At 60.5% G+C, this 25,336-nt stretch carries 20 protein-coding genes and 2 pseudogenes; 9 read left to right on the top strand and 13 right to left on the bottom strand.

The window, feature by feature from the left end:
- Nucleotides 1-41: 41 nt before the first annotated feature.
- From mksF to mksB, 3 genes are read right to left on the bottom strand one after another with little or no spacing between them, the layout of a single operon-like run.
- A complete protein-coding gene (gene mksF / locus AB4N74_RS19110; protein ID WP_093441541.1) occupies nt 42-2,882 on the bottom strand; it encodes an Mks condensin complex protein MksF in 2,841 nt (946 codons plus the stop codon).
- Nucleotides 2,879-3,580 carry an Mks condensin complex protein MksE gene (gene mksE, locus AB4N74_RS19105; protein WP_007912968.1) on the bottom strand — a complete coding sequence of 234 codons (702 nt, stop codon included), beginning with the start codon at nt 3,578-3,580 and terminating at the stop codon, nt 2,879-2,881. The genes mksF and mksE overlap by 4 nt, the downstream gene beginning before the upstream one ends.
- Complete coding sequence (gene mksB / locus AB4N74_RS19100) at nt 3,570-4,847, bottom strand: Mks condensin complex protein MksB (protein ID WP_007912967.1); 1,278 nt, start codon at nt 4,845-4,847, stop codon at nt 3,570-3,572. The genes mksE and mksB overlap by 11 nt, the downstream gene beginning before the upstream one ends.
- A 244-nt stretch (nt 4,848-5,091) precedes the next feature.
- Here mksB and AB4N74_RS19095 point away from each other — a divergent pair, with 244 nt between their 5' ends.
- Nucleotides 5,092-5,838 carry an energy transducer TonB gene (locus tag AB4N74_RS19095; RefSeq protein WP_460101189.1) on the top strand — a complete coding sequence of 249 codons (747 nt, stop codon included), beginning with the start codon at nt 5,092-5,094 and terminating at the stop codon, nt 5,836-5,838.
- Nucleotides 5,831-6,283, top strand: a complete 453-nt coding sequence (gene rimI, locus AB4N74_RS19090; RefSeq protein WP_007912963.1) for a ribosomal protein S18-alanine N-acetyltransferase — start codon at nt 5,831-5,833, stop codon at nt 6,281-6,283. The genes AB4N74_RS19095 and rimI overlap by 8 nt, the downstream gene beginning before the upstream one ends.
- Nucleotides 6,284-6,403: 120 nt before the next feature.
- Here rimI and AB4N74_RS19085 read toward each other — a convergent pair whose 3' ends face one another.
- Entirely contained in the window at nt 6,404-6,808 is a 405-nt protein-coding gene (locus tag AB4N74_RS19085; protein WP_099757190.1) for a serine kinase/phosphatase, read from the bottom strand.
- A gap of 141 nt (nt 6,809-6,949) precedes the next feature.
- Between AB4N74_RS19085 and can the strand changes: the two genes are divergently transcribed.
- The gene (can, locus tag AB4N74_RS19080) at nt 6,950-7,594 is read left to right on the top strand and encodes a carbonate dehydratase (RefSeq protein WP_007912954.1); all 645 of its coding nucleotides are present in this window, start codon (nt 6,950-6,952) and stop codon (nt 7,592-7,594) included.
- Between the two features lie 8 nt (nt 7,595-7,602).
- Here can and AB4N74_RS19075 read toward each other — a convergent pair whose 3' ends face one another.
- From AB4N74_RS19075 to AB4N74_RS19050, 6 genes are all read right to left on the bottom strand, one after another.
- A complete protein-coding gene (locus AB4N74_RS19075; RefSeq protein WP_093441532.1) occupies nt 7,603-8,127 on the bottom strand; it encodes an SET domain-containing protein-lysine N-methyltransferase in 525 nt (174 codons plus the stop codon).
- Between the two features lie 180 nt (nt 8,128-8,307).
- Nucleotides 8,308-9,480, bottom strand: coding sequence for a hypothetical protein (locus AB4N74_RS19070; protein WP_093441527.1), 1,173 nt, complete (start codon nt 9,478-9,480; stop codon nt 8,308-8,310).
- A gap of 119 nt (nt 9,481-9,599) precedes the next feature.
- Complete coding sequence (gene acpA / locus AB4N74_RS19065; protein ID WP_460096927.1) at nt 9,600-11,294, bottom strand: acid phosphatase; 1,695 nt, start codon at nt 11,292-11,294, stop codon at nt 9,600-9,602.
- Nucleotides 11,295-11,391: 97 nt separating this feature from the next.
- A complete protein-coding gene (locus tag AB4N74_RS19060; protein WP_460096926.1) occupies nt 11,392-13,119 on the bottom strand; it encodes a J domain-containing protein in 1,728 nt (575 codons plus the stop codon).
- A gap of 11 nt (nt 13,120-13,130) precedes the next feature.
- Nucleotides 13,131-14,828, bottom strand: coding sequence for a molecular chaperone HscC (locus AB4N74_RS19055; protein ID WP_460096925.1), 1,698 nt, complete (start codon nt 14,826-14,828; stop codon nt 13,131-13,133).
- A 187-nt stretch (nt 14,829-15,015) separates the two neighbouring features.
- Nucleotides 15,016-16,434 carry a short-chain fatty acid transporter gene (locus AB4N74_RS19050; protein ID WP_099757186.1) on the bottom strand — a complete coding sequence of 473 codons (1,419 nt, stop codon included), beginning with the start codon at nt 16,432-16,434 and terminating at the stop codon, nt 15,016-15,018.
- A 334-nt stretch (nt 16,435-16,768) separates the two neighbouring features.
- Here AB4N74_RS19050 and AB4N74_RS19045 point away from each other — a divergent pair, with 334 nt between their 5' ends.
- The 5 genes and pseudogenes from AB4N74_RS19045 to AB4N74_RS19025 all read left to right on the top strand — a co-directional run bounded on the left by AB4N74_RS19045 (nt 16,769) and on the right by AB4N74_RS19025 (nt 20,975).
- Nucleotides 16,769-18,082 carry an MFS transporter gene (locus AB4N74_RS19045; RefSeq protein WP_099759359.1) on the top strand — a complete coding sequence of 438 codons (1,314 nt, stop codon included), beginning with the start codon at nt 16,769-16,771 and terminating at the stop codon, nt 18,080-18,082.
- Nucleotides 18,058-18,927, top strand: a pseudogene (locus AB4N74_RS19040) (PAS domain-containing protein); the annotation flags it as partial. The gene AB4N74_RS19045 and the pseudogene AB4N74_RS19040, both read left to right, overlap by 25 nt.
- Nucleotides 18,907-19,515: a methyl-accepting chemotaxis protein gene (locus AB4N74_RS19035; RefSeq protein ID WP_416221731.1), complete on the top strand. Its 609-nt coding sequence runs from the start codon at nt 18,907-18,909 to the stop codon at nt 19,513-19,515. The pseudogene AB4N74_RS19040 and the gene AB4N74_RS19035, both read left to right, overlap by 21 nt.
- Before the next feature lie 153 nt (nt 19,516-19,668).
- Nucleotides 19,669-20,268 (top strand): flavin reductase family protein, encoded by a 600-nt coding sequence (locus AB4N74_RS19030; RefSeq protein WP_116255197.1) that lies wholly within the window; start codon nt 19,669-19,671, stop codon nt 20,266-20,268.
- A gap of 74 nt (nt 20,269-20,342) precedes the next feature.
- Nucleotides 20,343-20,975, top strand: coding sequence for a LysE family translocator (locus AB4N74_RS19025; RefSeq protein WP_460096923.1), 633 nt, complete (start codon nt 20,343-20,345; stop codon nt 20,973-20,975).
- Nucleotides 20,976-20,998: 23 nt separating this feature from the next.
- On the opposite strand, the pseudogene AB4N74_RS19020 reads toward AB4N74_RS19025, so the two are convergent.
- The 3 genes and pseudogenes from AB4N74_RS19020 to ggt all read right to left on the bottom strand — a co-directional run.
- Nucleotides 20,999-21,151: pseudogene (locus AB4N74_RS19020) on the bottom strand (transcriptional regulator); the annotation flags it as partial.
- Between the two features lie 126 nt (nt 21,152-21,277).
- Nucleotides 21,278-21,646 carry a DUF6124 family protein gene (locus tag AB4N74_RS19015; protein ID WP_099757182.1) on the bottom strand — a complete coding sequence of 123 codons (369 nt, stop codon included), beginning with the start codon at nt 21,644-21,646 and terminating at the stop codon, nt 21,278-21,280.
- 396 nt (nt 21,647-22,042) lie between these two features.
- On the bottom strand, nt 22,043-23,875 hold the full coding sequence (gene ggt / locus AB4N74_RS19010) for a gamma-glutamyltransferase (protein WP_460096922.1): 1,833 nt from the start codon (nt 23,873-23,875) through the stop codon (nt 22,043-22,045).
- Nucleotides 23,876-24,142: 267 nt separating this feature from the next.
- Between ggt and AB4N74_RS19005 the strand changes: the two genes are divergently transcribed.
- Complete coding sequence (locus AB4N74_RS19005) at nt 24,143-25,243, top strand: DUF2817 domain-containing protein (protein ID WP_460096920.1); 1,101 nt, start codon at nt 24,143-24,145, stop codon at nt 25,241-25,243.
- The last annotated feature ends 93 nt before the right edge of the window (nt 25,244-25,336 follow it).

The following is a 25,336-nucleotide window of genomic DNA, read 5'->3' as shown; positions in this document are numbered from 1 at the left end:
CAGCAGATCGCGGCCCTTTTTTTGCCTTCAGTTAATGCCGATCAAACCGCATCCAGCTCCGGTTCATCCGCTTCAACATTCAGCGTTGCCTTGACCACATCATGGCGACGGATGTACTTCCAGTCCGCCTCATCGATGTAGATGCCCGCCGGGCCGCTGCCGCCTTCCAGGTCGATCGCGACACTGGCGCAGACCTGCGGCTTCACACTCGCCAGAATCGGCACGAAACCCAGTTGCAGACTGGTTTCCAGCAGCGCAGCCTGGTTCTTCTCGTCGATATCCGCTGCTTCATCAAGGTAGTACGGCAGACGTACGCGACCGGCCTGATCGCGGTCCATCAAGTGCAGCAACAAGTACATGTTGGTCAGCGCTTTGATGGTCATGGTCGTGCCGTTGGACGCCGCGCCATCGATGTCGGTGTGGATCACCGGCTGGCCGTTGACCTTGGTGATCTCGAAGGCCAGTTCGAACAAGTCCTTGAGGCCGAGTTGGTTGTGGTTTGCCGCCACCAGCCGCGCCAGGTATTCCTTGGCCTCTTCGTTCTTGTTGTCCTGCTCGGCACTTTGGCTCAGATCGAACACCGACAGGGTTTCGCCTTCTTCGTACTGACCGGCGCTGTGGATGATCTGGTCGATGTGCTTCAGCGCTTCCTTGTTCGGCGCAAGGACGATGCGGAAGCTCTGCAGGTTGGACACCTGACGCTTGTTGATCTCGCGGTTGAACAGCGCCAGTTGATGCTCGAGGCTGTCGTAGTCGCTGCGAATGTTGCGCAAGGTCCGGGCGATGTCGGTGACCGCCGCACGACGGGCCTTGCCCAGGGTCAGCGCCTCATCGGTACGGTGCGCGTAAGCGTTGATCAGCAGCGACAGGCGGCGCTCCATGTCGTCTTCGCTGTCGAACTTGGCCACGCCTTTCAGACGTACTTGCGCATACAGCGCTTCGATCTGGCCATCGGCGCGAAGCAAGCCTTGCCAGCTGTCCTGATAGTCGTTGAGCAGCGGCAACAGGTTGTCCATCGAATCATCGACCGGATCCATGAACGGCGTACCGAACGGCAGATCCGCCGGTAGCAGCTGACGACGGCGCAGCGCATCGTCGAGGGTGCGTTGCTTGGCTTCCATGTCAGCGATCTGGCGGCCGACCAGTTGCAGCTTGGCCGACAGTTGCTGGACGCGCTCGGTGAACGCATCGCTGGAACGCTTGAGTTCGTCCTGCGCGCCTTCCATCTGCGCCAGTTGCTCGAGCTTGTCGCCTTCCTCGGCACTCAGAGTCTGGGTGCGGCGGAAATCTTCCAGCGCCTTCTGCGCGTCCAGCACTTGCTGGTACAGCGCTTCGGTCTGGGTTTTGCTCGCGGCGCGGTCGGCGGCTACAGCCTGTTGAGTCTTGAGTTGCTTGAGCTCTTTTTCCAGACGCTCTTTCTGATCGCGCAGCGCGGCACGGTCAGCCAAGGCTTGTAGCGCCGGCGGCTCGATGTGCGAGATGTCGATCGACAGACCAGGCACTTCAAAACGCTCGCCTTTGAAGCCATCGAGAATCAGCTCAACGGATTTGACCCACTCGCCATCGTCGTCGAGGGTAATGCCGTGTTCGCCCAGCGGCAGGCTGAACAGCGCGCTGTTGAACAGACGCATCAGACGCTCGACGTCCTGCTGCGAGAACTCTTCGCGCAGACGGGCATAGCTGTTGTTGTCGGCGTGATCGAGTTGTTGCTTCACCGACTTCAGGCGTTTTTCCAGATCGCGTACGCGCTCTTCCAGATCTTCAGCACTGAACTGGCGCGATTGCGCCAGAGCACCGGCCAATTCGTCATGCGCGTCTTTGGCCGCGAGCAATTGTTGCTCGAGCACTTTGACGTCATCGACCAGCGCGAAGCGGTTCTTCAGCACCGACAGCTCGCCGAGCCAGCGCTGGATGCCGGAAATCTCCCGCTCCAGACGCATCAGTTCCTGGGTGCCGCCGCGCTGATCGTTTTGCAGGCTGTCCTGCTCGCCACGGTAGTGGTCAGCCTGAATGGTCAGTTCTTCTTTGCGCGCACTGGCGTAGTCCGACCAGGTACCGAGCAACGAATCGAGCAGCGGCGACAGGCGATGCAGTTTGCCGCGCAGCACGTCGCGCTGTTTCACGCCGTTGGCCAAGGCCTCAACCAGCGGGCCAGCGGCGACCAGTGAGTTGTAGTCCTGTTCCATCCGGCGCACGTCGCGGAAAGCTTCTTCGCACGCGGCGATGTAATCGACGCTGCCGGAACGCAGGCTGTGTTCGAAGGCGTCGAGGAACAACTGCTTCAACTTGGCCGCAGTGATTTCGCGCATGTGCAGCAGGTTGATGAACAGCGCGCGGAAGGTCTTCAGGCTCTGCTCGCTGGTGGAGCGCAGCGGGATCAGCGTCAGGTCGAGCGGGATCGACGTGTGACCGCCAACCAGCAAACGACGCAGTTCGTCCGGCTTGAGTTCGTAGGCTTTCAGGCCTTCTTTCTCAAGGTTGCTGAACAGCTCTTTCTGGCGCAGGCAGGTGTCGTTCTTCTGGTAATGCGCCAGGTCGAGTTTGCCGGCATAGGCAAAGAACTGGTGACCGAAACCACCGCCCGGGCCACGACCGACCACGCCGATCACGTGCGGACCGTGCGGCAGGTTCACTTCGACAAGGATGTAGCTGGTGTCGGAAGCGAAGTAGAAGCGCCGCGATTGTTCGAGGCTGTACTTGCCGAAACTCATGTCCGACATGCGCGCCAGAATCGGGAATTGCAGGGCGTTGATCGACGCCGATTTACCGAGGTTGTTCGCGCCGTAAACCGACAGCGGTTCTTCCAGCGGGAACAGGCCGAGGCTGTAACCGGCGGTGTTCAAAAGGGCAAAGCGGCGGATGCCGTAGCGTTCCTGGCTCATGCGTCGGACTCCTGTTCTTCGGCAATGGCGCGGGCCAGTGCGTCTTCTTCGCTTTCCTCTTCAAACTCTGAAAGATCGAGCGGATCGTCGGTTTCGAGGAATTTGGCTTCCGCCGCTTCGTCGATCAGCACCGGTGCCGGCAGCGGCAATACGCTGTGCACGCTGGCTGCCAGATCGCGGTCCTGCTGTACCGACAGGCACACGTCGAGGAAACGGTGCATTGGCGGCAGGAAGCGATAAACGCCGTTTTCTTCGCTGGCAAAACCGAGTTGAGTCATGCGGCGCATGATCTTTTCTTCGAGCTCTTCAACGGTCTGCACCTCGGCCTGAATGAACAGGTCGCGGTACTTCTCCAGCAGCGATGGCAGTTCTTCACGGCCGAGGCTGCCGCCATCGAGCACGGCGATCGGGTCGCGGCCCTGATCGGCCAGGTGCTCAACGAGGATAAAGGTGAACAGCGCCAGACGCTGCGCAGTCTTGTTTACCGCCGCAGCGGCCATGTCCGGCACAAAGTAGTAGAAACCACGGGTGTCGCAGACCAGTTCAAAACCCAGCGCCTTGAACAGCGTGCGGTACTGATCCTGGAAGTTCGACAGTTGCGCGTACAGCTCCGGATCGCGGCGGCTGACGTGGTAACCCTTGAACAGCTCGCGGAAGATCGGCGCGAGTTGCGACAGTTCGGAAAGATCAAGATGCATTGGGGATGCTCGCAGAATTCTCGGCGGCGCTGTCGCTGGCCGAGAGCAGGGCGAAGGAGCGCAGGCTGACCTGGTGCTCGTGAGTGTGGTATTCGCGGCGTTCCAGACGCTCGCGCTTGAAGCGTTTTTCCCGCGACAGGCGCGAGAACCAGTAGAGCAATTCGTCAGTGGCGCCGTCCGGCTCCTGCTCGAGCAGCCAGGTCATCAGATCCGGCATCGGCAAGGCTTCTTCGCAGCGGTCGACCATCTCGCGGACGGTGCGGGGCGCGCGTGGGGCTTCGCCTTTCTGGGTCTTGTGCGCCTTGGGGAAGCGCGCCGGTTTCGGCTCGAAACGCGCCAACGCATAGACGTAGGCTTCGACCTGACTGGCGCTGCCGAGGAAGGTGCTTTGCGGGCGGGTGAACAGCGGCATCGCGGCTTGCGGCACGGCGTCGATGCCTTTACGGCGAATCGCTGCCAGGGCTAACGCGGCACCACGGGTCACCGCGTTGTGCCGGCGCGCTTCTTCACGCAGCGGCAGCAGCAGTTCGCGGGCGTGACGCAACGTCAGTTGGGCGCTGGTCTGCATCTCGAGGATGCGTGCGTGGGTGCGCAGCAGCATGTCGTCATCGACCAGATGGCCGAGGCGCTGCTGTTCGCTGAGCATCTTCAGCAACACGGTTTCGACCTTGCGCACGCCTTGTTCGAAGGCGCCGTCGGCGTTCACCAGGTCGATCATCGGCTCGACGTATTCGTCCCACGTTGCCAACACTTCGGCATAACGCTGACGCAATGGAATCTGCCGGTCGCTGGTCTTCGCGCGTTCGGCGACGGCGACCAGCGCCTGTTCGTCGTTGTCGAGCTTCTTCAGTACGTCGCGCACGCGCATGTCGAGCAGGCGCAACTGGCGGGCGAGGTCGTGGCCATCGCGGACTTCGAATGCGTCCTGGATGTAACCGGCCAGACGTTCGAGGTGACGCAAATAGGCTTCGATTTCCAGGCACAAGCCCAGTCGGTGCTCGCGACGCAGATAAGCGAGGAAATCGTGGATCTGTGCGTTCAGCTCGAAACGGTTCGGGCTTTTCGCCACCGGAATCAGGATATCGAGGCGAATCCACACGTCGAGCAGGCTGGTGATGTCCTGCGGCGTGCTGTCCAGTTGTTGGGCGGCCAGTTGCGAGCGCAGTTCGTTGAGGCTCAATGTGCCTTGGTCGAAGTGCTCACACAGTGGCTCAAGCAGTGCCCAGTGTTCAGCGAGGGCGCGCAAGACGCGCTTGGGTTCGATCATCGGAATGCCCGGCTGGTTGGCAATGAAAAGCGGCGATTGTACTGCATCACGAAGGATGCGATTCACTCTCGGGACGGGCTGTCGCATTCTTTGTATAAAGAGCGTGGGTAAAGCGCCTCGTGAAAGAGTATCGATCTACAACGGGCGATCTTGAACGAAGGGCGGTAGAATCAGCGCACTTCAGTTATCCACAAGTGGCCGACCCTTGCTAATCGAGTCCCGCCGCCGCGCCTATTTGAACGCCATGCAGGTGGTCAACTGGCTGCCGCGCACCGAATTGCCCTTCGCCGCACCGTCGCGGCCCGAGCTGCTGGACATGCCCGAGCCCGAGGTAGAGGCGCCGGTCGTGCTTGCTCCGCAGGCCGAAGCCCCGGCAGCACCGGCTGCGCGTCCGAGTGAGCGGCCGAAGATCGAGGTGCCGCGTCCTTCGCTGGCCAGCACACGAACCAACGCCAAACCGGTAGAAGAGGCCGACGACACGCCAGTCGTCGCCAAACCGGCACCGGTGCCACCACCGCGTTTCGCCCTGCAATTACTGCGCGCCGGGCGATGCCTGCTGCTGGTCGAGTTACCCACAGGCGAACCGTTCCAGAGCCGTGATCCCGCCTATTTGCTGCTGAAAGACATGCTGCGCGCCGCCGGTCTGCCGGATGCGCCGCAAATCGTCGGTGAGCCGGTGCGCTGGCCGTGGCTCAATCGCGGCACCATGGATCAAGGCCCGGAGGCGGCGCGTGATTTCGTTCAGGGTTTCCTTTCCGTGCAAATGGAAGCCGCACCCTGCGCCTGTCTGTGGCTGATCGGCTTGCCGGCGGTGCGTTTTGCCGGTGAAGCGGATTCCGAAGCGTTCAATCGTGAATTGCAGACCGAAGGTCTGGGCTCGGCCTGGGCCATTCCCGGTCTGGAATTGTTAATGGAAGAGCCACAGCGCAAGGCCGCTGTGTGGCAAGCCATGCGTCGGCTGATGGCGCGCTGGAAAGAATCGAATGAGTGACGCTGTATCGTTCCGCCCGATGACCGAGGCGGATCTGGAAACCGTGCTGAAAATCGAGTACGCCGCGTACAGCCATCCGTGGACCCGGGGGATTTTTCTCGACGGCCTGGGTAAATACCAGATCTGGCTGATGTTCGAAGGTGAGCAACAGGTTGGCCACGGGGTGGTGCAGATCATTCTGGATGAGGCGCATCTGCTCAACATTACCGTCAAACCGGAAAATCAGGGGCGCGGGCTGGGGCTGACGTTGCTCGAGCATCTGATGTCGCGGGCCTATGCGGCTTCGGCGCGGGAATGTTTTCTGGAAGTGCGTGACAGCAATACGGGCGCGTTCAAGTTGTATGAACGTTATGGCTTCAACGAGATTGGCCGGCGTCGGGATTATTATCCGGCGGTGGGTGGGCGCGAAGATGCTGTGGTCATGGCCTGCACCCTGGTTGACTGATTACCTGTAGGAGCTGCCGAAGGCTGCGATCTTTTGATTTTATTTTTGATGTTACGGAACAAGATCAAAAGATCGCAGCCTTCGGCAGCTCCTACAGGGACCGAGTTTCAGCTCAAGTGATCAGCGGTTACCATCCAGCGGATCGCGCCGCGCCAGCTCCGCCTCATCCAGCCCATTGCCACCGCCAATGTCATCTTCATCGACGATGCTCAGATCCCAATCGGCCTGATTGCCTTCCCCGGCCTCTTCGGCATCCCGCGCGCCATCTTCATGGATCAGCGTTTCTGGACTGAGGTCATCGTCAGTCGGCTCATGATCACTGACTGAAGCCCCGGTCATACCCGCCTCGCGCACCCGTTCACGCGGCATCAACTGCTCGCGTTCACGCTCGGGAATCTCATCACCGATTTTCGCACTGGGTTCGTCTTCATCGAAATCCAGCTCATGCACCGAACCCATGCGGTCTTCGTTATCATCGATGGGCTCCGGTTGCACCGCATCGTAAGGGCGTTGTGAATCAGTCATGGCAATTCCTCATACTGTGGGCCTTACTTAGGTGGACTCACCGGGCACACGAGAATTCCAATGAAATCACTTGCGGTGACGGCGTGACCCCGACGGGCGGTCGTCTGTCAAAGCAGCGCATCTTTCTTGAGGCCTTACAGCATGCATGACTTACAAGACCTGATTGATAACAACGAGCGTTGGGCTGACGCGATCACCAAGGAAGACCCGGATTTCTTCGCCAAGCTGGCGCGCCAGCAAACGCCGGAATATCTGTGGATCGGCTGTTCCGACGCACGTGTGCCGGCCAACGAGATCGTCGGCATGCTGCCGGGTGATCTGTTTGTGCACCGCAACGTCGCCAACGTGGTGCTGCACACCGACCTCAATTGCCTGTCGGTGATCCAGTACGCGGTCGACGTGCTCAAGGTTAAACACATTCTCGTCACCGGCCACTACGGCTGCGGCGGTGTGCGCGCGTCGATGCAGGACCGTCAGTTCGGTCTGATCGACGGCTGGCTGCGTTCGATCCGCGATCTGTACTACGAAAAACGTGAAGAACTGGCCAAGTTGCCGACTGAAGAAGAGCAGGTTGATCGCATGTGCGAACTCAACGTGATCCAGCAAGTGGCCAACGTCGCCCACACCAGCATCATCCAGAACGCCTGGCATCGCGGGCAGAGCCTGTCGATCCACGGTTGCATCTACGGCATCAAGGACGGTCGCTGGAAAAGCCTGAACACCACCATCAGTGGTTTCGAGCAATTGCCGCCGCAATACCGTTTGCGTCCGGTTGGCGCGTTGTAAACGGCCTTTCAGCGCAAACCCGAGTGCCGCCAGCGCTGTAAAAAGTGCTGGCCCTCGATGCTGGGCGGTTCGTCGTAACCGGTGATCCACCCTCGACAGCGTTTGGCTCCGCAGCCGCAGGCAAACTGATGCAGCAGTTTGTCTTCGGTGGCGGCGTAGTCCATGGTCAGCCGCTCCCCCCTGTGGATATCTTTCAACGCCCACAACCACAGCTCGCTCATGTCGAGAAACACATTGGGGTCGCAGGCGTGTTCGATCAAACCGCAAAAGCGCGGATCGTAAATGTGGATGCCCGTCAGCATCTGTCGGGTCTGTCGGCAGCGATAGGGCAGAAGTTGCCCTGACACCCGGCACATCCGATGGCTTTGCAGAAACTCACGCCGCGCCGCGACCCCCATAGGGCTGGCGTGCGCATCGTGGATGATTTCGAAATCGGTACTGGCGGGAAATCCCAGTCGCACGGGAAGACCGGCGAAGGGATAAATGCCCTCTGTGTCGCGTGGCGACGATTGCGCCATGGCGTGGATATTCATAACAGTCCTTGCCGCAAAGATTTTGCGACTTCCTGGGGTTGACGTCCTGTCAGTGCTGCAGCACTTCTGTTTGGATCCAATCGTGTTGTATTAGGTATAGCTGGTCTACTGTCAGATCTGACAGGCGAGTTAGACGCTTTCCCGCGTCAGCATTGGCTGACACGGGAGCGCTTCAAGCGATTACAGGTGCGGGGCGGGAACGGCGGTGGCAGGCAGCGGTGCCTGCAACTGCTTCAGTTGTGCCTTGATCGGAGTGGTCGCGCACTTGGCGACAGCCTGTTCCGGGGTCAGGTTGCGGATCGAGGTGTAGAACAACTCGCAGGTTTTGACCTTCTGCGTCACCTGCCACGTCTGTGTGCAACTGTTGAGCGTGGCCTGTGCATCGCTGCCTGGTTTGCTGCCCATGCCCGCCTGCCAGCAGGCCGCGCTCAAATCCTGACCCATGACTTTCAGGCCCGCAGCATCAGCCTTGGCCTGTGCGTCGTCGCCGGTGTAGCTTTTCGGGTCAGCGGCGTACCAGATATAACTCGGGTGGTTGGAACCCAGCACCGGCACTTTCACGCCTTCGCTCGGGCTGATCGTCGCCAGGCCCAAGACATTCACGGTTGGCCCGTATTGCTGCTTGATCCAGTTACGCACCGGCGCGCCGAACGCGACCATCGGCAGCGTCGTGCCGCTGGCGGTCTGGCTGAACTGTTTGACCAGGGTGGTCTGGTAGTCCTTGAAGTAGTCATACACGCCTTCCAGATCACTGCCAGCATTGGACGGCGCAGCGATCGGGGCGATATCGATGATGGTTTGATAGGCCGGCGTCTGCTCGGCAGGAATGCCATTGTCAGTCAGCAGCGTCGCCCAACGATCGGTGGTGTTCGAACGCAGATAATCCTGCGCTTGGGTCAGCGAGTAATCCGGCGGGAAGTGCAGCAACTCGACACTTTTACGGTTTTCCAAAGCCATGCCCAGCGGCAGGAACAGATACCAGCTGTAGGCCCATTTACCGTCGGCGTTGAGTTTGCTGGCGCCGGTGTAGGCCAGATCTCCCGCGTCCAACAGCGCCGACAGCGGTTTGTCGTAATCCTTTGGCACGCCGGTGATCTCGGCGTAGAGCTGGCCGTTATCGGTTTTTACCAACACCTTGGCATCGGCATAACCATCGCGTTGCACGCTCTGGCTCAGGTAATGGGCGACGGTCTGTTCCAGCGTCCAGTTGCGGAAGCAGATTACGCTGCAATTGTTGGGGTAAGCGAACAGGCGGGTAACGCGTTCGGTGCTGCCCAGTTTCAGATCGACATCGGCGTGGGCGGCCGCGCTCAGCGTCAGCGCGGCAAGTGTGAGTCCTGCGAGTTTGAACATGCTCAGATCCTTTTCAGCGTGGGTTCCCCGCGTGTCGGGGGCGCCTCATAGTGGATCAGCCGCGTTTGACAGAGAAGCTGTCATCCGCAGATTTTTGCACAAACTCGCTGGGCTGGGTTTCAGGCCGGAAAATGCAGGGCGTTGGTCAAATCGCCCATGGGTTGCTGGCCCCGGGCAACCATCGCCTCGTCACGTTGTTTGAGACCGTCGAGCGTTTCCAACTGGAAGACACGGGTGATCAACCGCAGGATCGATGCCGTGTCGTAGACCGTATGATCCACCGTGCCCCTGCGTGCAAACGGCGACACTACCAGCGCCGGCACTCGCGAGCCCGGCCCCCAGCGGTCGCCCTTGGGCGGCGCGACGTGATCCCACCAGCCGCCGTTCTCGTCGACCGTGACGATCACCACCATGTTTTGCCACTGTGGACTTTCACGCAGCACCTTCAGCGCACGCACGATGTGCCGATCCCCGGACGCCACGTCGGCATAACCGGCGTGCATGTTCAGGTTGCCTTGCGGTTTGTAGAAGCTCACTGCTGGCAACTTGCCCGCTTCGGCATCGGCGAAGAATTTGTTGCTGCTCGACTCATCGCCCAGGCCAGCATCGCGCAGGCGTTTATTGCGCTCGTCGGGGTTCTCCGGGCCTTGTTGCTTGAAGTAGTTGAACGGCTGATGGTGATACTGGAAGTTGGGGATTTTCGGAATGCCGCCGGAATCCTTGTACTGCTCCAGCGTCGCCTGCCACGCGCCGGCATACCACGCCCAGTCAATGTGCTTTTTCGACAGCTTGTCGCCGATGTGTTCGTGGGTCTGCGGCACCATCACGTTGGGCAGATCCGCTTTTGAATACGCCGGGCGTTCAGGGTCGCGAATCCACGTCGGCCAGTAGGGTGGGGCGAGGGTGTTGACGCCGAAGCCATCCGGGGTCAGTGCACTTGGGCCGAACTGCGGCGGGCCGGTCATGGCGCTGGCCGGCGATTGCTCCAGCGGCTTGAGGCGCGGGTCGCTCGGATCATCGCTTTGCAGCGCGGCGATCTGCGACTTGGCCACCGAATTGGCCGCGTCTGGATAGAACGGCGCGGTGGCGCTGATCAGGTATTGGTGGTTGAGAAACGAGCCTCCGAAGGCGCCCTGGAAGAAGTTGTCGCACAGCACGAATTCCTGCGCGACATCCCACAGGCGCAGGGAATAGCGGCTCTGGGCGTAGTGGCCCATGGTCAAGCCGCCGGAGTCGGCCCAGGCGACGAAGCCATCGTTCTTGCCGCCATTGATCTGCATTTGGTTTTGATAGAACACGTGCCACAAGTCGCGGGTCACCAGGCCGAACGGCAAGTCCTCGCCGTTCGGGCCTTTGAGGGCGAACGGTGCGTTGGGCAGGTTTTCCTGAAACTGCGTGGCGTTGGGGTAAGTCACGCCATCAAGGGTTTGCGGGCCGATCTGCAGCACACCGCCCCAGACCAGAGGCAGGGTTTGCAGCAGCGAGCCGTCGCGATCACGTTGTTGATAGTCGCCGGGTTTGAGCGCGGCCAGCGGCTTTTCGACACCGGGGAAATCACCGAACAGGTTATTGAAACTGCGGTTCTCGGCGTAGATCACCACTACGGTTTTCACTTGGTCGCGCAGGGCTTTGTCCAGCTCGACGGGCGTCAGCGGGCGTTCGGTCGGTTTGCCCGGTTGATCGCTGGCGCTGCCACACCCGGCCAGCGTGGCACCGACACCGAGCACCGCGACGCCGCCGAGAAAGCGGCGGCGACTGGTGTCGGTGGGGTGATTGGATTCAGGTGCGTCAGTGCCGTCTGTTTCATCTTTCATCGGTCAGCCCGCTTGCTTAATTGTTTCAGTATGTTTCGGGCGGACGCTAGCAAGGCAATATGACGGTTGGGTGACAGAGCGTTTTGTCGTTGCGCTCCTAGCCGGGCATGAGCTGGGTGAGCGAATAGCCGAGCCTGCTCGCCGCTGTTACGGCGGTCATGACCACCAGAAACAGCAATTGCAGCGGACTGAAGTGCGCCCAATGCAATGCGGTCAGCCAAGGGTGGCGGCTGCTCAGTTCCGGATCGAGCGAACCGATACGGCGTTTGTGCACCAGCCCGATCAGGAGCGTGCCGACATAAGTGAGCGCGCCCAGCGGCCCGAGCATCAGCGAAAACAACAGCAGCATCACCACCTGCGGAACCCCGTGGCGTATCACCAGCCAGCGCGTGTCAGGGTTCCATTTGCGCGGAATCAGTCCCTCGGTGAGCCACAGATCCGGCACGATCACGTGGGCCGTGAGCACCACCCACCAACTCAATGCAAAGCGAAAAAACCATACCGGTACGCAGGCAAAGATCATCGGAATGAAGATGAGATTGGCGGCATCCCTTTTCTCAATACCCAGATAGAACAGGCACAGCGCCAAGGCAATTGCCGCCCATACCCGTACCCAGGTCTCGGCGGCGATGGGCCGTGGAAAGAACCGTCGCCAGTAAAAAACATCGGCATAGGGCAAACGTGCGAGCAGTTCGGGGAAGCGCCAAGCAAGCTTTTCCGACAAGTCATGGCAGGCCTGCCATTCATTCTGGCCAAAGCCATCAATGATCTTCTTCTGCTGCAGGGGCTTGAGCGGATTGATCAACAGATGCGCGGCCTGAACGTCGGCCGCCCACGTGCGGTCACTTTCCGCCTTGCCCCGCAGATTGTCATAGAAGCTTTCCTGAACGCAGCGTTCGATCAGTCTGTCCCAGAGCCAGTTCGGTTGCGGGTGCAGGCCTTTGTTGTGATCCCAGCCGAACAGTTGGCCGATGCGGTCGAACAGCGGCACGCTCCACTCGCTGTCATTGAGCAAGTGCAGCAGGGTTTGCTGCCATTGTTCGCGGCGATCGAAAACCTGCAGCCACGGTTGGGCGCTGTAGCGTTTGAGCACGTTGAGGAATTCGCGCTCGCTCTGGCTTTCCAGCAGCGCTTGCAGGGTGTTTCGGTAATCGGCCATCAGGCTCTCGGCGAGCCCGTCACGCTGACGATCATTCATCAGCACGTCTTGCCACGGCCCCAACCATCCCAGTTGCTCGACGGCCCAGTGCAGCACTGGGCTGCGCAGATGTGGCTGGTCAAAACACCGTTGCAGCAACAGCCTTTCGAACGCCTTGGCGCAGCCTTGCTGTTGCGCCTGATCCCAACGCTCGTCGAGGTTGTCTGGCGACAGGCCTTCGAGCAGTTGCTGTGCGGCTTGCGTTTCAACAGCGTGCGCATCTACATACGTGTCCGCGGCCATGGGCTCGACACGTAGAAACTCGTCCCTTTCGGGCGGCACGAACGGCTCCGGGGCGGCCGGGCTGACGGGCGGAAACTCAGGGGCGGCAACATCCCATGGCTGGTTTTGCAGGTGGCTGTGTTTGTTTGCCAGCGCAGCATCGAGAGCCAGTGCGGCAAAGGCGCTGGAAGCCGTGCCCACGGCGACGTCGTCTTCGTCCGCAGGCCCAGCGTTTTCAAGGCGCCACCGGGCAATTGCCAACGCTTGTTCGTAGGCTTCGCGCAAACGCTGGAAACCCTCGGCATCCTCATCGGGGCGGAAGGTTTTCAGCAGACGCGCATAGGCGCGTTTAATGTCGCGCGCTTCAGCGTCATCGTGCAGGTGCAGCACCGACCAGCAATCCATGGTCAGGCTCCTTATTGCCACGGGGTGCGGTCAAGTTCGCTCAGGCGTCGGCTCAAGTCGGTGCGCACTTCGCGGATCTGGCGCTCGTCCTGAGAGTCGAGGGCTATCTGGAATTGCTTGGCCCAATCGCCCATCAGATCACGCATATCGCCCAGGCTTTCCTGATAGAGGCGCTCCAGACGTGCAGTCAACAGCGTGTTGACCTGCTGCTCGCGCGGATGAATTTTCAGCTGTGCCAGGTTCTGCAGGCGTTGCTGGATTTCCTCCGGCGAGAGCACGCCGGGGTTGTTCTCGATCACCAGCGAATGCTGTTGCCCAGTCAGGGGGATTTTCACCTGGGCTTCAAGCAGGCCGTTGTTGTCGTAGGTGAAACGCACATCGAGAGCGACTTCGCCGGCCTTGCGTTTCGGCACCTTGATGTCCAGTTCGCCGAGTGCCACGTTGTCTTTGACCAGGCGGCTTTCGCCCTGAAAGATGCGCACGACCACCTGTTCCTGATTGTCGTGCAGGGTGTACACGGTTTTCACCCGACTGACCGGCACGATGCTGTTGCGCTCGATGATCGGCAGGTAGTGGCCGCTCTCATAGTTGCGGCCGACCTGTGTAGAGGTCTCGATGCCCAGCGTGTAGGAGCAGACATCGGTCAGCACCACTTCTTCCAGCGCTGCAGCGCGAGCCTTGAGTGCCGCCTGAATAGCCGCGCCCTGTGCCACGACCTGATCCGGGTCGAGGGTGATCGACGGGAAGCGGCCGAACAGCCCGGCAGCGAGTTTGCGCACCAGCGGCATGCGCGTGGTGCCGCCGACCAACAGGATTTCGTTCAGATCGCTGACGCGGATGCGCGCATCGCGCAGCGCCCGCTCAATCGGCGCACGTAGGCGTTCGAGCAGCGGCATGTACAGCGTTGCCAACTGTTGTTGGGTGATGGTGTGCGTCCACTGCCGCTCACCGAGTTGCAAGCGGAATTCGGCGCTGTCGTCCTGGCCCAGCGCCTTGCGCACGCGCTCGGCCTCGCGACGCAGCGGCTGGATGACGCTGCTGCGCTCAGGGAAGTCGGCGGCCGAGCGGTGCTGGCTGATGAAGTGCTCCAGCAGCACCGTGTCGAAGTCTTCACCACCGAGGAAGTTGTCACCGGCGCTGGCGCGGACTTCCATGACCCCTTCGAACAGCTCCAGAATCGACACGTCGAACGTGCCGCCACCGAGGTCGAAAACCAGGAACGAAGTTTCCTTGTCGCGTTGGTGCAGTCCATAGGCGAGGGCGGCAGCGGTCGGTTCGTTGATCAGCTTCTCGACCTTCAGCCCGGCCAGTTCGCCGGCGATGCGCGTGGCTTTGCGTTGAGCGTCGCTGAAGTAGGCCGGGACGCTGATCACGGCTTCGGTGACGGTTTCGCCATAGGCGCGTTCAACGTCTTCTTTCAGACTCTTGAGCACCAGCGCGGACAGCTCTTCCGGGCGAAACGCCTTGTCGGCCAGATACGTTTGCGTGGCGCTGCCCATGTGGCGCTTGAACAGCGACGCGGTCAGGCGCGGATGCGTGTGCAGACGCTCGCGCGCCGCCTGACCGACCAGAATCCGGCCCTGATCATCCAGGCCGACAACGCTCGGTGTCAGGAACTGACCCAGGGCATTGGGCACCAACTCGGTGGCATCGCCACGCCAGACGGCGACCAGGCTGTTGGTGGTTCCCAGGTCAATCCCTACGATCATTGCAACGAACTCCCTTTGCGCTTGAAAAAAAATGAAACATTTATGGGCGCGCAGAATATTACCGAGGGAGCGATGCGGTAAAGCAGGATGATGGCTCTGAGCCATTATTTGCGACAGGCAGCCCGACACAGAGCTGCTTCAGGAGAAAAGTGTGGGGCGCGGCCATCATGACTGCGCCCCGCTTGGGTTAAGGCATCACTGGCGGCGTATACGCCAGCGTCGTCCCCAACGCCCACAGCAACAGCAGCACCAGCGGCGTGTGCACCAGCAATTGCACAAAGGAGAATCCGATCAGGTCCCGCGCTTTCAGCCCGAGCACGCCGAGCAGCGGCAGCATGTAGAACGGGTTGATCAGGTTCGGCAACGCTTCGGCAGCGTTATAAATCTGCACCGCCCAGCCGAGGTGATACTGCAGATCGTTGGCGACCTGCATCACGTACGGCGCTTCGATGATCCACTTGCCGCCGCCCGACGGAATGAAGAAACCGAGAATCGCCGAATACACGCCCATCAACAACGCATAGGTGTCGTGGGAGGCGATGCTGACGAAGAACGTCGAGATGTGGTGCGCCAGGGTTTGCGCATCGGCGCCTTTGACCGTGGTCATCAGCGCGGCAATCGAGCCGTACAGCGGGAACTGGATCAACACGCCTGTGGTGGTCGGCACGGCGCGGGCGACGGCATCGAGGAAACTGCGCGGCCGCCAGTGCAGCAAGGCGCCGAGCATGATGAACAGGAAGTTATAGGTGTTCAGCCCGGAAATCGCGGTGATCGCCGGTTTGGTTGAAAACTCATGGAACAGCCATCCCGCTGCCAACAGCACCAGCACGATGATCAGCAGCGGACTGTGTTCCAGCCATTCACCCGGACGCGTACGCGGTTGCAGCGGTGGCAGGTTGAAGGCCGGGTCGATGCCACAGGCCTTGGCGTCGCGCGCCGAATTCGGCCCGGGGGCGGTGGCGTAGGCGATGATGATCGAGATCACGATCAGCGCCAGCAACATCACGCCGGACTGCCAGAGGAAAATCGTTTCGGTGAACGGAATCACCCCGGTGATCGACAGGATCGACGGCGGCAGGCTGGCGGGGTTGGCCTGCAACTGCGCGGCCGACGACGACAAACCCAGCGCCCACACCGCGCCAAGGCCCAGATAGGCAGCGGCGCCGGCGGCGCGGTAATCCATTTTCAGATCAGTGCGACGGGCGAGGGCGCGCACCAGCAAACCGCCGAATACCAGCGACAGGCCCCAGTTGAGCAACGACGCGACCATCGAGATCAACGCGACCCACGCCACGGCAGAACGGCCGTTTTTCGGGATACGCGCCAGGCGATCAATCAGTTTCACGGCCGGTGGCGAGCTGGCGACCACGTAGCCGCCGATCACCACGAAGGCCATTTGCATGGTGAACGGGATCAGGCTCCAGAACCCGTCGCCGAACGCCATCGCCGCATCGGTGGGTTTCGCGCCCATGGCCAGGGTGGCCAGGGCGACGATGATCACGGCCAGCGCGGCGAATACCCAGGAGTCGGGAAACCAGCGTTCGGCAAAGCTTGAACAGCGCAGGGCAAAGCGCGCAGAGCGGCTATCTTCGATATCAACGGCCACAGGGAGTACCTCGGATTTTTTATGGTTATTTTTGATCCGGCAGGCGAAACGCAGATCTCCTGTAGGAGTGAGCCTGCTCGCGATGGCATCGGCACGTTCAACATGGAGGTGACAGACACACCGCTATCGCGAGCAGGCTCACTCCTACAAGGTTCCCGGCTCGGCTCGAGGTCGGTGGGTTTCACCTGGCAGGACAGGCTTCAACAGTAAATCAAGCGAAGACGATTTGTGAGCAGCTTTTGCAAAACCGGGACTATGGTCTAACGGGTTGTCCATCCGCGCATTTGCGTAGACCATGGGCGCCTTGGTTTTTTGCCTGCCAGAGTTCTTTGCCATGACCGCCCAATCCACGGCCAAACCCTTGCCGTTCAGCCGCTCCGACTACAAGACCCTCGGCCTTGCGGCCCTTGGCGGGGCGCTGGAGATTTACGATTTCATCATTTTCGTATTTTTCGCCCTGACCCTCAGTCAGTTGTTTTTCCCGCCGGAAATGCCTGAGTGGCTGCGTCTGCTGCAAAGCTTCGGAATCTTTGTCACCGGCTACCTGGCGCGGCCGCTGGGCGGGATCCTGATGGCGCATTTCGCCGACAGACTCGGGCGCAAGAAAGTCTTCAGCCTGAGCATCCTGATGATGGCGCTGCCGTGCCTGCTGATCGGGATCATGCCGACCTATGCCCAGATCGGTTATTTCGCGCCGCTGCTGTTGCTGGCGCTGCGCATCCTGCAGGGCGCGGCGGTTGGCGGGGAGGTGCCGAGTGCCTGGGTGTTTGTCGCCGAGCACGCTCCGGCCGGCCATCGCGGTTACGCCTTAGGCTTTTTGCAGGCCGGGCTGACCTTCGGTTATCTGATCGGCGCGCTGACCGCGACGTTCCTTGCACAGGTGTTCACCCCGGCGGAAATCCTCGATTACGCCTGGCGCTATCCGTTCCTGCTCGGTGGTGTGTTCGGCGTGATCGGCGTTTACCTGCGCCGCTGGTTGAGCGAAACCCCGGTGTTCATGGCCATGGAAGCGCAGCGTGAGGCGCGGGTCGAGCTGCCGCTGCGCACGGTGTTGCGCGAGCATCGACTGGCCATGCTGCCGGCGATGTTGCTGACTTGCGTGCTGACTTCGGCGGTGGTGGTGTTCGTCGTCATCACCCCGACCATGATGCAGAAAACCTTCGGCATGACCGCCAGCCACACCTTCGCCCTCAGCGCATTGGGCATCGTCTTCCTCAATATCGGCTGTGTGATTGCCGGTCTGTTGGTTGATCGCCTCGGTGCCTGGCGCACGGTCATGCTCTACAGTCTGCTGCTGCCATTGGGTATCGGTGTGCTTTATGGCTGCCTGATCAGCGGTGGCGAGTGGATTGGCATTGCGTATGCCATTGCTGGTCTGGCGTGCGGTGTCGTCGGCGCTGTGCCATCGGTGATGGTCGGCTTGTTCCCCGCGCGTATCCGTGTGTCCGGCATTTCCTTCACCTACAACATTGCCTACGCGGCGTGGGCGAGCATTACACCGCTGTTGCTGATCGGCCTGATGCCGTGGAGTCCGTGGATCTGTGTGATGTTCTGCGCGGTGATGGGCGTTGTGGGGCTATTGACGGCAGCGTATTTTGGCTCGCGAATGCCGCGCACAGGACAATGTCAGGTGGCCGGAGCTGCCTGACAGCGTGCGCTCGAACTATTTTTGACCGACGGGTCGCAAACGCTCTTCAGAAAAGCTTTTCAAGGCCGATGGCTAGGCTGTATCCCGCTTTCTATCCTGCCCATCGGTACTTTCCCATGTTCAACAAACGTCTGAAGCAAGAGCTGGCCACTCTTCGTGAAGAACTCTCCAGCCTTGTGCAGGTGAAGGAAAGCCTGGAAAGCGAGATGCTGGTGCTGTGCCTGGAACCTGACGGGCGCATTCAATCGGTCAACCAGAACTTCCTTACCGAGATGCTCTACAAGAGCCAGGACCTGATCGGTCGAGCGATTGAAGATATCGTCCCGGCCCACGTAAAGACCGACGAATTCCATCACCGCTTCAAAAACGCCATGACCCGCGGGGAGCATTTCGCCGGTGCCGTGCGCCTGTTGCGCGGCAATGGTGAGGAAGCGTGGCTGCGTTCCATCGTGCAACCGGTGCGTTCTTCGGACGGGCGGATCAAGCACATTTCGCTTTACGCCAGCGACCTGACCCGCACCATCGAAGCCTCGCGTGAACACGAAAATCTGATCGGTGCGCTGGTGCGTTCGACGGCGGTAATCGAGTTCGACCTTAACGGTAATGTGCTCAATGCCAACGATCGCTTTCTCAGCGGCATGGGTTACAGCCTGGCGCAGATCAAGGGCAAACATCACCGCATGTTTTGCACGCCGGAGGAATACAACAGCACCGAGTACCAGAATTTCTGGCGACGTCTGAACAACGGCGAATTCGTCGCTGAACGCTTCAAGCGTGTCGACAGCCATGGTCGTACGGTCTGGCTGGAGGCGTCCTATAACCCGGTGGTCGATGCCAACGACAAACTCTACAAAGTGGTGAAGTTCGCCACGGTGATCACCGATCAGGTCAACCGCGAACAAGCAGTAGCCGACGCGGCGAGCATTGCCTACAGCACCTCGCAGCAAACCGACAGCACCGCGCAACGTGGCACCACTGTGGTCACCGAGGCGGTGAATGTAATGCGTGATCTGTCGCGGCACATGCAGGCTGCCGGTGAGGGTATCGAAGCGCTGAACGAGCAGTCGCAGGTGATCGGTACCATCGTCAAAACCATCAGCGGCATTGCCGAACAGACCAACCTGCTGGCGCTCAACGCTGCCATTGAGGCGGCGCGCGCCGGTGAGCAGGGCCGTGGCTTTGCGGTGGTGGCCGACGAAGTGCGGCAACTGGCCTCGCGCACCAGTCAGGCGACCGAAGAGATTGTCACCGTGGTGCGGCAGAACCAGGAAATGGCACGCAACGCCGTGGCCCTGATGACCGACGGCAAGCTTCAGGCCGAACAGGGGCTGGCGCTGGCGGCAGAGGCGGGTACGGTGATTGTCGAGATTCAGGACGGTGCGCAGAAAGTCGTGAATGCTGTCGGCCAGTTTGCCAACCAACTCTCCCACTGACCTGCACTAAACCCTGTAGGAGTGAGCCTGCTCGCGATCACGGTCTGACATTCAACATTTGTGCTGACTGATACACCGCTATCGCGAGCAGGCTCACTCCTACAAATTTACGTTGGCGCTACAATCGGCTCCTTTTCCCCCGGAGCAGATCCCATGAGCGATTCCCACCGCCGCCCGGTGCCCCTGAACAAAGCCTACCGTTTGCTCAACCACGGGCCGACCGTGCTGGTCAGCGCCGCTCACGACGGCCAGCGCAACATCATGGCTGCCGCTTGGGCCATGCCGCTGGATTTCGAGCCACCGAAAGTCGCCGTCGTCCTCGATAAATCCACCTGGACCCGCCAGTTGCTCGAAGCGTCCGGCACCTTCGTGCTCAACGTCCCGTGCGTCAATCAGGCCGACATCGTGCAAACCGTCGGCAATACCTCGGGTCTGGACATCACCCAAACCCAAGGGCAAGACAAGTTTCAGGCCTATGGTTTGCAGACTTTTGCCGGTGAACAAGTCGAAGCGCCGCTGCTTGACGGCTGCGTCGCCTGGTTGGAATGCCGCTTGCTGCCTGAGCCGCGCAATCACGAGCAATACGACCTGTTCCTCGCCGAAGTCATCGCCGCCCATGCCGATGAACGTGTGTTCAGTGACGGGCGCTGGCATTTCGAAGGTCATGATGGTTTGCGCACCTTACACCACGTGGCGGGTGGGCATTTCCTGAAGATTGGTGATGCGGTGGATGGCAAGACGCTAGCGGTCTGAATGACGGCTGATGGCAAAACATTGCAGGATGTTGCAAGGTAGAGGGCATCGTCGAACCGATCAGGCGCTTGCCCATGGATCTTTCCCTTTCAAGTTATCTGGCGCCGCTGTTGTCGTTGGCCCTGTTGTGGACGGTGGCCGTGGTCACGCCCGGCCCGAATTTCTTCAACATCGCGCAACTGGCGGTCAGCCGTTCCCGCCGCCACGGTGTCGTCGCGGCACTCGGCGTGGCCAGCGGGACCGTGGTGTGGGGGCTGGCGGGTGGCCTGGGCATTCAGTCACTGTTCAGTGCCGCGCCGACGCTGTACCTGAGCTTCAAGATTGCCGGTGGCTGCTACCTGATCTACCTCGGGCTCAAACAGTTCAAGCGCAAGGCGCCGTTCGTCCCGGGCACGCTCGATACCTCGGAGCAAACGTTGCTCGGTGCTTACGGGCGCGGCTTTTTGGGCAACATGACCAATCCCAAGTCGGCATTGTTTGTCGCGACCATTTTCGCCACCGCCATGCCGGCTCACATCCCGCCACTGTTGCTGGCCTTGGCGGTGTTGACCATGGCGACGTTGTCGTTCAGTTGGTATTGCTGCGTGGCGCTGTTCTTTGCCAGTCGGCGAATCGCCGGTGTGTATGAGCGGTCAAGGCAATGGCTGGATCGGCTCGCGGGTGGATGCTATCTGTTGTTTGGTGCGCATCTGGTGGCGAATCGCTGAGCCATAGATTTTGGATGGGAAAGCTGTGTGGCCTCGTAGGCTTCGATAAGGCTGATCATGATGTCGAAGTGATCGCCTTCAGCAGTGCCCGGTACTGGCTCGTTGTCGAAAAGTGCAGACACGTTCTTAAGCGCCGCACGATAGTCGTCTTCGTTATGAATCGGGCGTACTTTCATGGATTACTCCACTTCAAAGGAGTCCGCCTAATAGGGCTAAAAGGGACACCAGGTTTATTCCGGGCAACGCCAGGAAATAAGAATCCGATGCCTGCACGGCATCGGATTTTTTATGCATTGCGAAAACTACGTAACCGGCTGAACGTTATCCAGCGCCTGATTCACCGCCAGCTCACTCAGCATGACGATTTGTGCGATACCCAGCGCGGTCTTGCGGTGCGCGCTATCCAGCACAGCGGCGAAATTGTTGAGCATCTCGGTGACCGAGCCCAGGGTTTCGCTGGCATTGGCCAGCAGGGATTCGGTGTCGTACACCGGGTTGGCGAGGTACATGGGTTCAGCTACGCGGGTGGACGCCATGATGTGAATGGTCGGTTTGAGGTAGTGATCGAGGGCGCGGTCGGCCGCTTCGTTGAGTTTTTTGCTGTCGATGGTTGCGTACGGGGATGTTGGGTCGGTGTTTGTTTCGGGGGGATTGGGTGTTGGTTTTTTCATGGTGTTCTCCGATCAGGATTGGAGCTGGCCGATTCGGTTTCCGAACGAATAGGTGGCAGCTGTACGCAGGTTGGAAACCCGGGGAACGGAGAACCCGGTTGACCCGAAGGTCTCCCGCGCACAGCCGCCATAACGGAGTGCACACCATGAAGGTGCGCAAGGATACGTTATGAAAGGCGCTTGTGCGCTCGGTTCTACTCGGGGTTTCCAATCCCGGTCACTGAATTGGCAGCGACGAGTACAGGCTAGAGAGCTGACGTCCGACGGACAACCTGAAAACCTTGTGGGACGGTTCTCTGTTTGCCTCGCAGCTTTTAAACATCCCGATTTGAAATACGCGGTGTGCTAAGCAAAAGGCCTACCTCACGGTAAGCCTTTTCTCTTTGCGTCCTAGCCTCAATCCCCCAACGCTTCGCCTTCACGCCGTGGATCCGCGCCACCCTCCAACGACGCTTTCCCCTGCGCATCCTTGACCCGCACGATGGCCTGGGTGCCGCTGGTCATGTCGATTTCATTCACCGCATGCCCTTTGTCTTTCAGCGCCTGAATCAGCGCCGGGCTGAACTGGCCTTGTTCCAGTTCGGTCGGGCCGTTGCGGCTGCCGAAGTTGGGCAGGCTGATGGCGCTTTGCGGGTCGAGGTTCCAGTCAAGCAGGCCGACGGTGGTTTTCGCTACGTATTCGATGATTTGCGAACCACCGGGCGAGCCGACCGTGGCGACGAATTCGCCGCTGGCGCGATCGAAGATCAGCGTTGGCGCCATCGACGAGCGCGGGCGTTTGCCGGGTTCGACGCGGTTGGCGACTTTCTGGCCGTTCTCTTCGGGGATGAACGAGAAGTCGGTCATCTGGTTGTTCAGCAAGAAACCTTGAACCATCAGGTGTGAACCGAATGCGGCTTCGATGGTGGTGGTCATCGACACCGCGCCGCCGAGGTCATCCACCGCGACCACTTGCGAGGTGGAGATGCGCAGCGGCGAACGGTCCGGTGCGTAGGCGACCTGCACACCCGGTGGCGTGCCCGGTTTAGCGCTGCCCATGCTGCGTTCGCCGATCAGGCTGGCGCGGCTGGCCAGATAACCCGGGTCGACCAGGCCTTTGACCGGCACTGGCACGAAGTCGGTGTCGGCGACGTATTGCGCGCGGTCGGCGTAGGCAAGACGCTCGGCCTCGGCGATCAAATGCACGGCCTGCGGATCCGGTTCAATGCCGGCCGGTTTATCGGTCTTCAGCGGTTTGAGCGGCGTCAGGGAAAGACGTGTATCGCGGGTTTCCAGCGCCTGCAACGTGCCGAGAATCTGCGCCACGGCGATGCCGCCCGACGATGGCGGCGGCATGCCGCAGACCTGCCAGCGTTTGTAATCGGTGCACAGTGGCGCGCGCTCCTTGGCTTGATAGCGCTGCAGATCGTTCAGTGACAGGCTGCCGGGATTGGCGTGGCCTTGCACCTTGGCGACGATCTCTTCAGCGATCGGGCCTTTGTACAGTGCGTCCGGGCCTTCGTTGGCGATGCGTTTGAGCACGGCGGCCAATGCCGGGTTTTGCAGGCGCGTGCCGACGGCTTTGACGCTGCCATCGGTGTTGAGGAAGTACTTGGCCATATCCGGCGACTGGCGGATGACTGGATCTGATTCCAGCAGCGAGTGTAAACGCGCAGATATCGCAAAGCCTTGCTCGGACAGTTTGATCGCCGGTTCAAACAGTTTCGCCCACGGCAGGCGACCGTGTTGTTTGTGTGCCATCTCCAGCGCGCGCAACACGCCCGGTGTACCGACCGAGCGACCGCCGATCTGCGCCTGCGGGAACGACATCGGCTGGCCATCGGCACGCAAGAACAGCTTCTCGGTGGCGCCGGCCGGTGCGGTTTCGCGGCCGTCATACGTGCGCACTTGTTTGCCGTCCCACAACACGATCATCGCGCCGCCGCCGATCCCGGACGATTGCGGCTCAACCAGGGTCAGCACCGCTTGCATCGCAATCGCTGCATCAATCGCCGAACCACCTTGACGCAGCATTTCGCGACCGGCCTCAGCAGCCAGAGGATTGGCAGCGGCGGCCATGTGTTGGTTGGCGTGACGGGTTTGCAGATCGGTGCGGAAACCGGACGCGGCTTCCGGTGCCAGCGGCAGGGTCGAAGAGGGCGGGGCGTTGCACGCGGTGAGGGTCAGGGCGCTGATGATCAGCGTCAGGGCAGGCAGGCGAAAGCGGCTCAAGGGCAAGGCTGAAAACACGCGGGCTCTCCGTCCGTGGGATAAAAGTCTCAGGGACTTTATCGACCGCTCGGTCGCGACGCAAACCGATGGGCATTTTTGTCTTTCTTTTCGGGGCGGATGTTCGCTAGGGTCAACCGCAAATTTATGGAGCACCAACATCCCCTGTAGGAGTGAGCCTGCTCGCGATAGCGGCATTACGGCCAACATCAGTGTTGACTGAACCACCGCTATCGCGAGCAGGCTCACTCCTACAGGTAAAGGCATAAAAATCACAAGAGGCCAGGCATGCACAGCGAGTTCCCCACCAAATCCAGCTACCACGATCAACGCGAACAGTTCATCGCCGCCGCCAATGCCGCCGGTGCCGCGCTCACCTCCTACGCACATCCACGCTGCGGGCCATTCGGCGAACCGCTGAGCACCGACGTCGCCGTGCTCGGCGATCCGCTGGCCAAGCGCCGGCTGGTAGCGCTCAGCGGTACCCACGGAGTCGAGGGCTATTACGGCTCGGATTGCCAGATCGAATGGCTGAAAACCTTCGCACCCGGATCGCTGCCCAAGGATGTCGCAGTGGTGATGGTGCACCTGATCAACCCATGGGGTACGGCGTGGTTACGCCGGGTCAACGAAGACAACATCGACCTCAACCGCAATCACCTCGATTTCACAGGACCCTTACCGGATAACCGCGCGTACGCGGCACTGCATGAAATCTACGCCTGCACCGATTTGCACGGCCCCGAGCGCCAACGTGCGGATGCCTTGCTCGATGCGCAAATCAACGAACACGGCTGGCCGGCGGTGATGTCGATTGTCGAGGGTGGTCAGCACAGCCATCCCGACGGCCTGTTTTACGGCGGCCGCGCGCCGAGCTGGTCGAATCGCACGCTGCACCAAATCATCAAAACGCATCTGGCTGGCGCTGAAACCGTGATGTGTTTTGACCTGCACACCGGCGCCGGCGAGTACGGTCATCCGATGTTACTGACCATCACCCAGGCGCCTTACCCGGCACTCGCGCAAGCCCAGGCAATTTATGGCCCTTGGCTTTACACCCTGCACACCGGCGCCGACACCTTGAGCGAAACGGGTGTGGCGGCGACGGCTACGGGGTACACCTCACAGGCGTTGCTCAATGCTTTACCGGACGTGCAGTTGATGCCGTTCGTGATCGAGTGCGGGACGTATCCGGGGCCGGATGTGCATCGGCATTTGCGTGATGACCAGTGGCTGCATTTGCATGGTGATCCGCTGGATGCGACGGGGCGGGGGATCAAGTTGAATCTGCTGGAGCAGTTTTATCCGGCTGATCCGGACTGGCGGGCAATGGTCGGTTTGCGCACGCGGCAGATCTGGGTGAAAGGGTTGGCGGCGCTGACAGGCTGAAAACCAGATGAGGGGAGAAATCCCCCATCACGAAATCGCACTTTTCTCGAAGCATAAAAAAACGGCCTACCTTTCGGTAAGCCGTTTTTAGTA

Source organism: Pseudomonas sp. H3_C08 (assembly GCF_054669455.1).
This window is presented reverse-complemented; position numbering and strand designations above follow the sequence as displayed.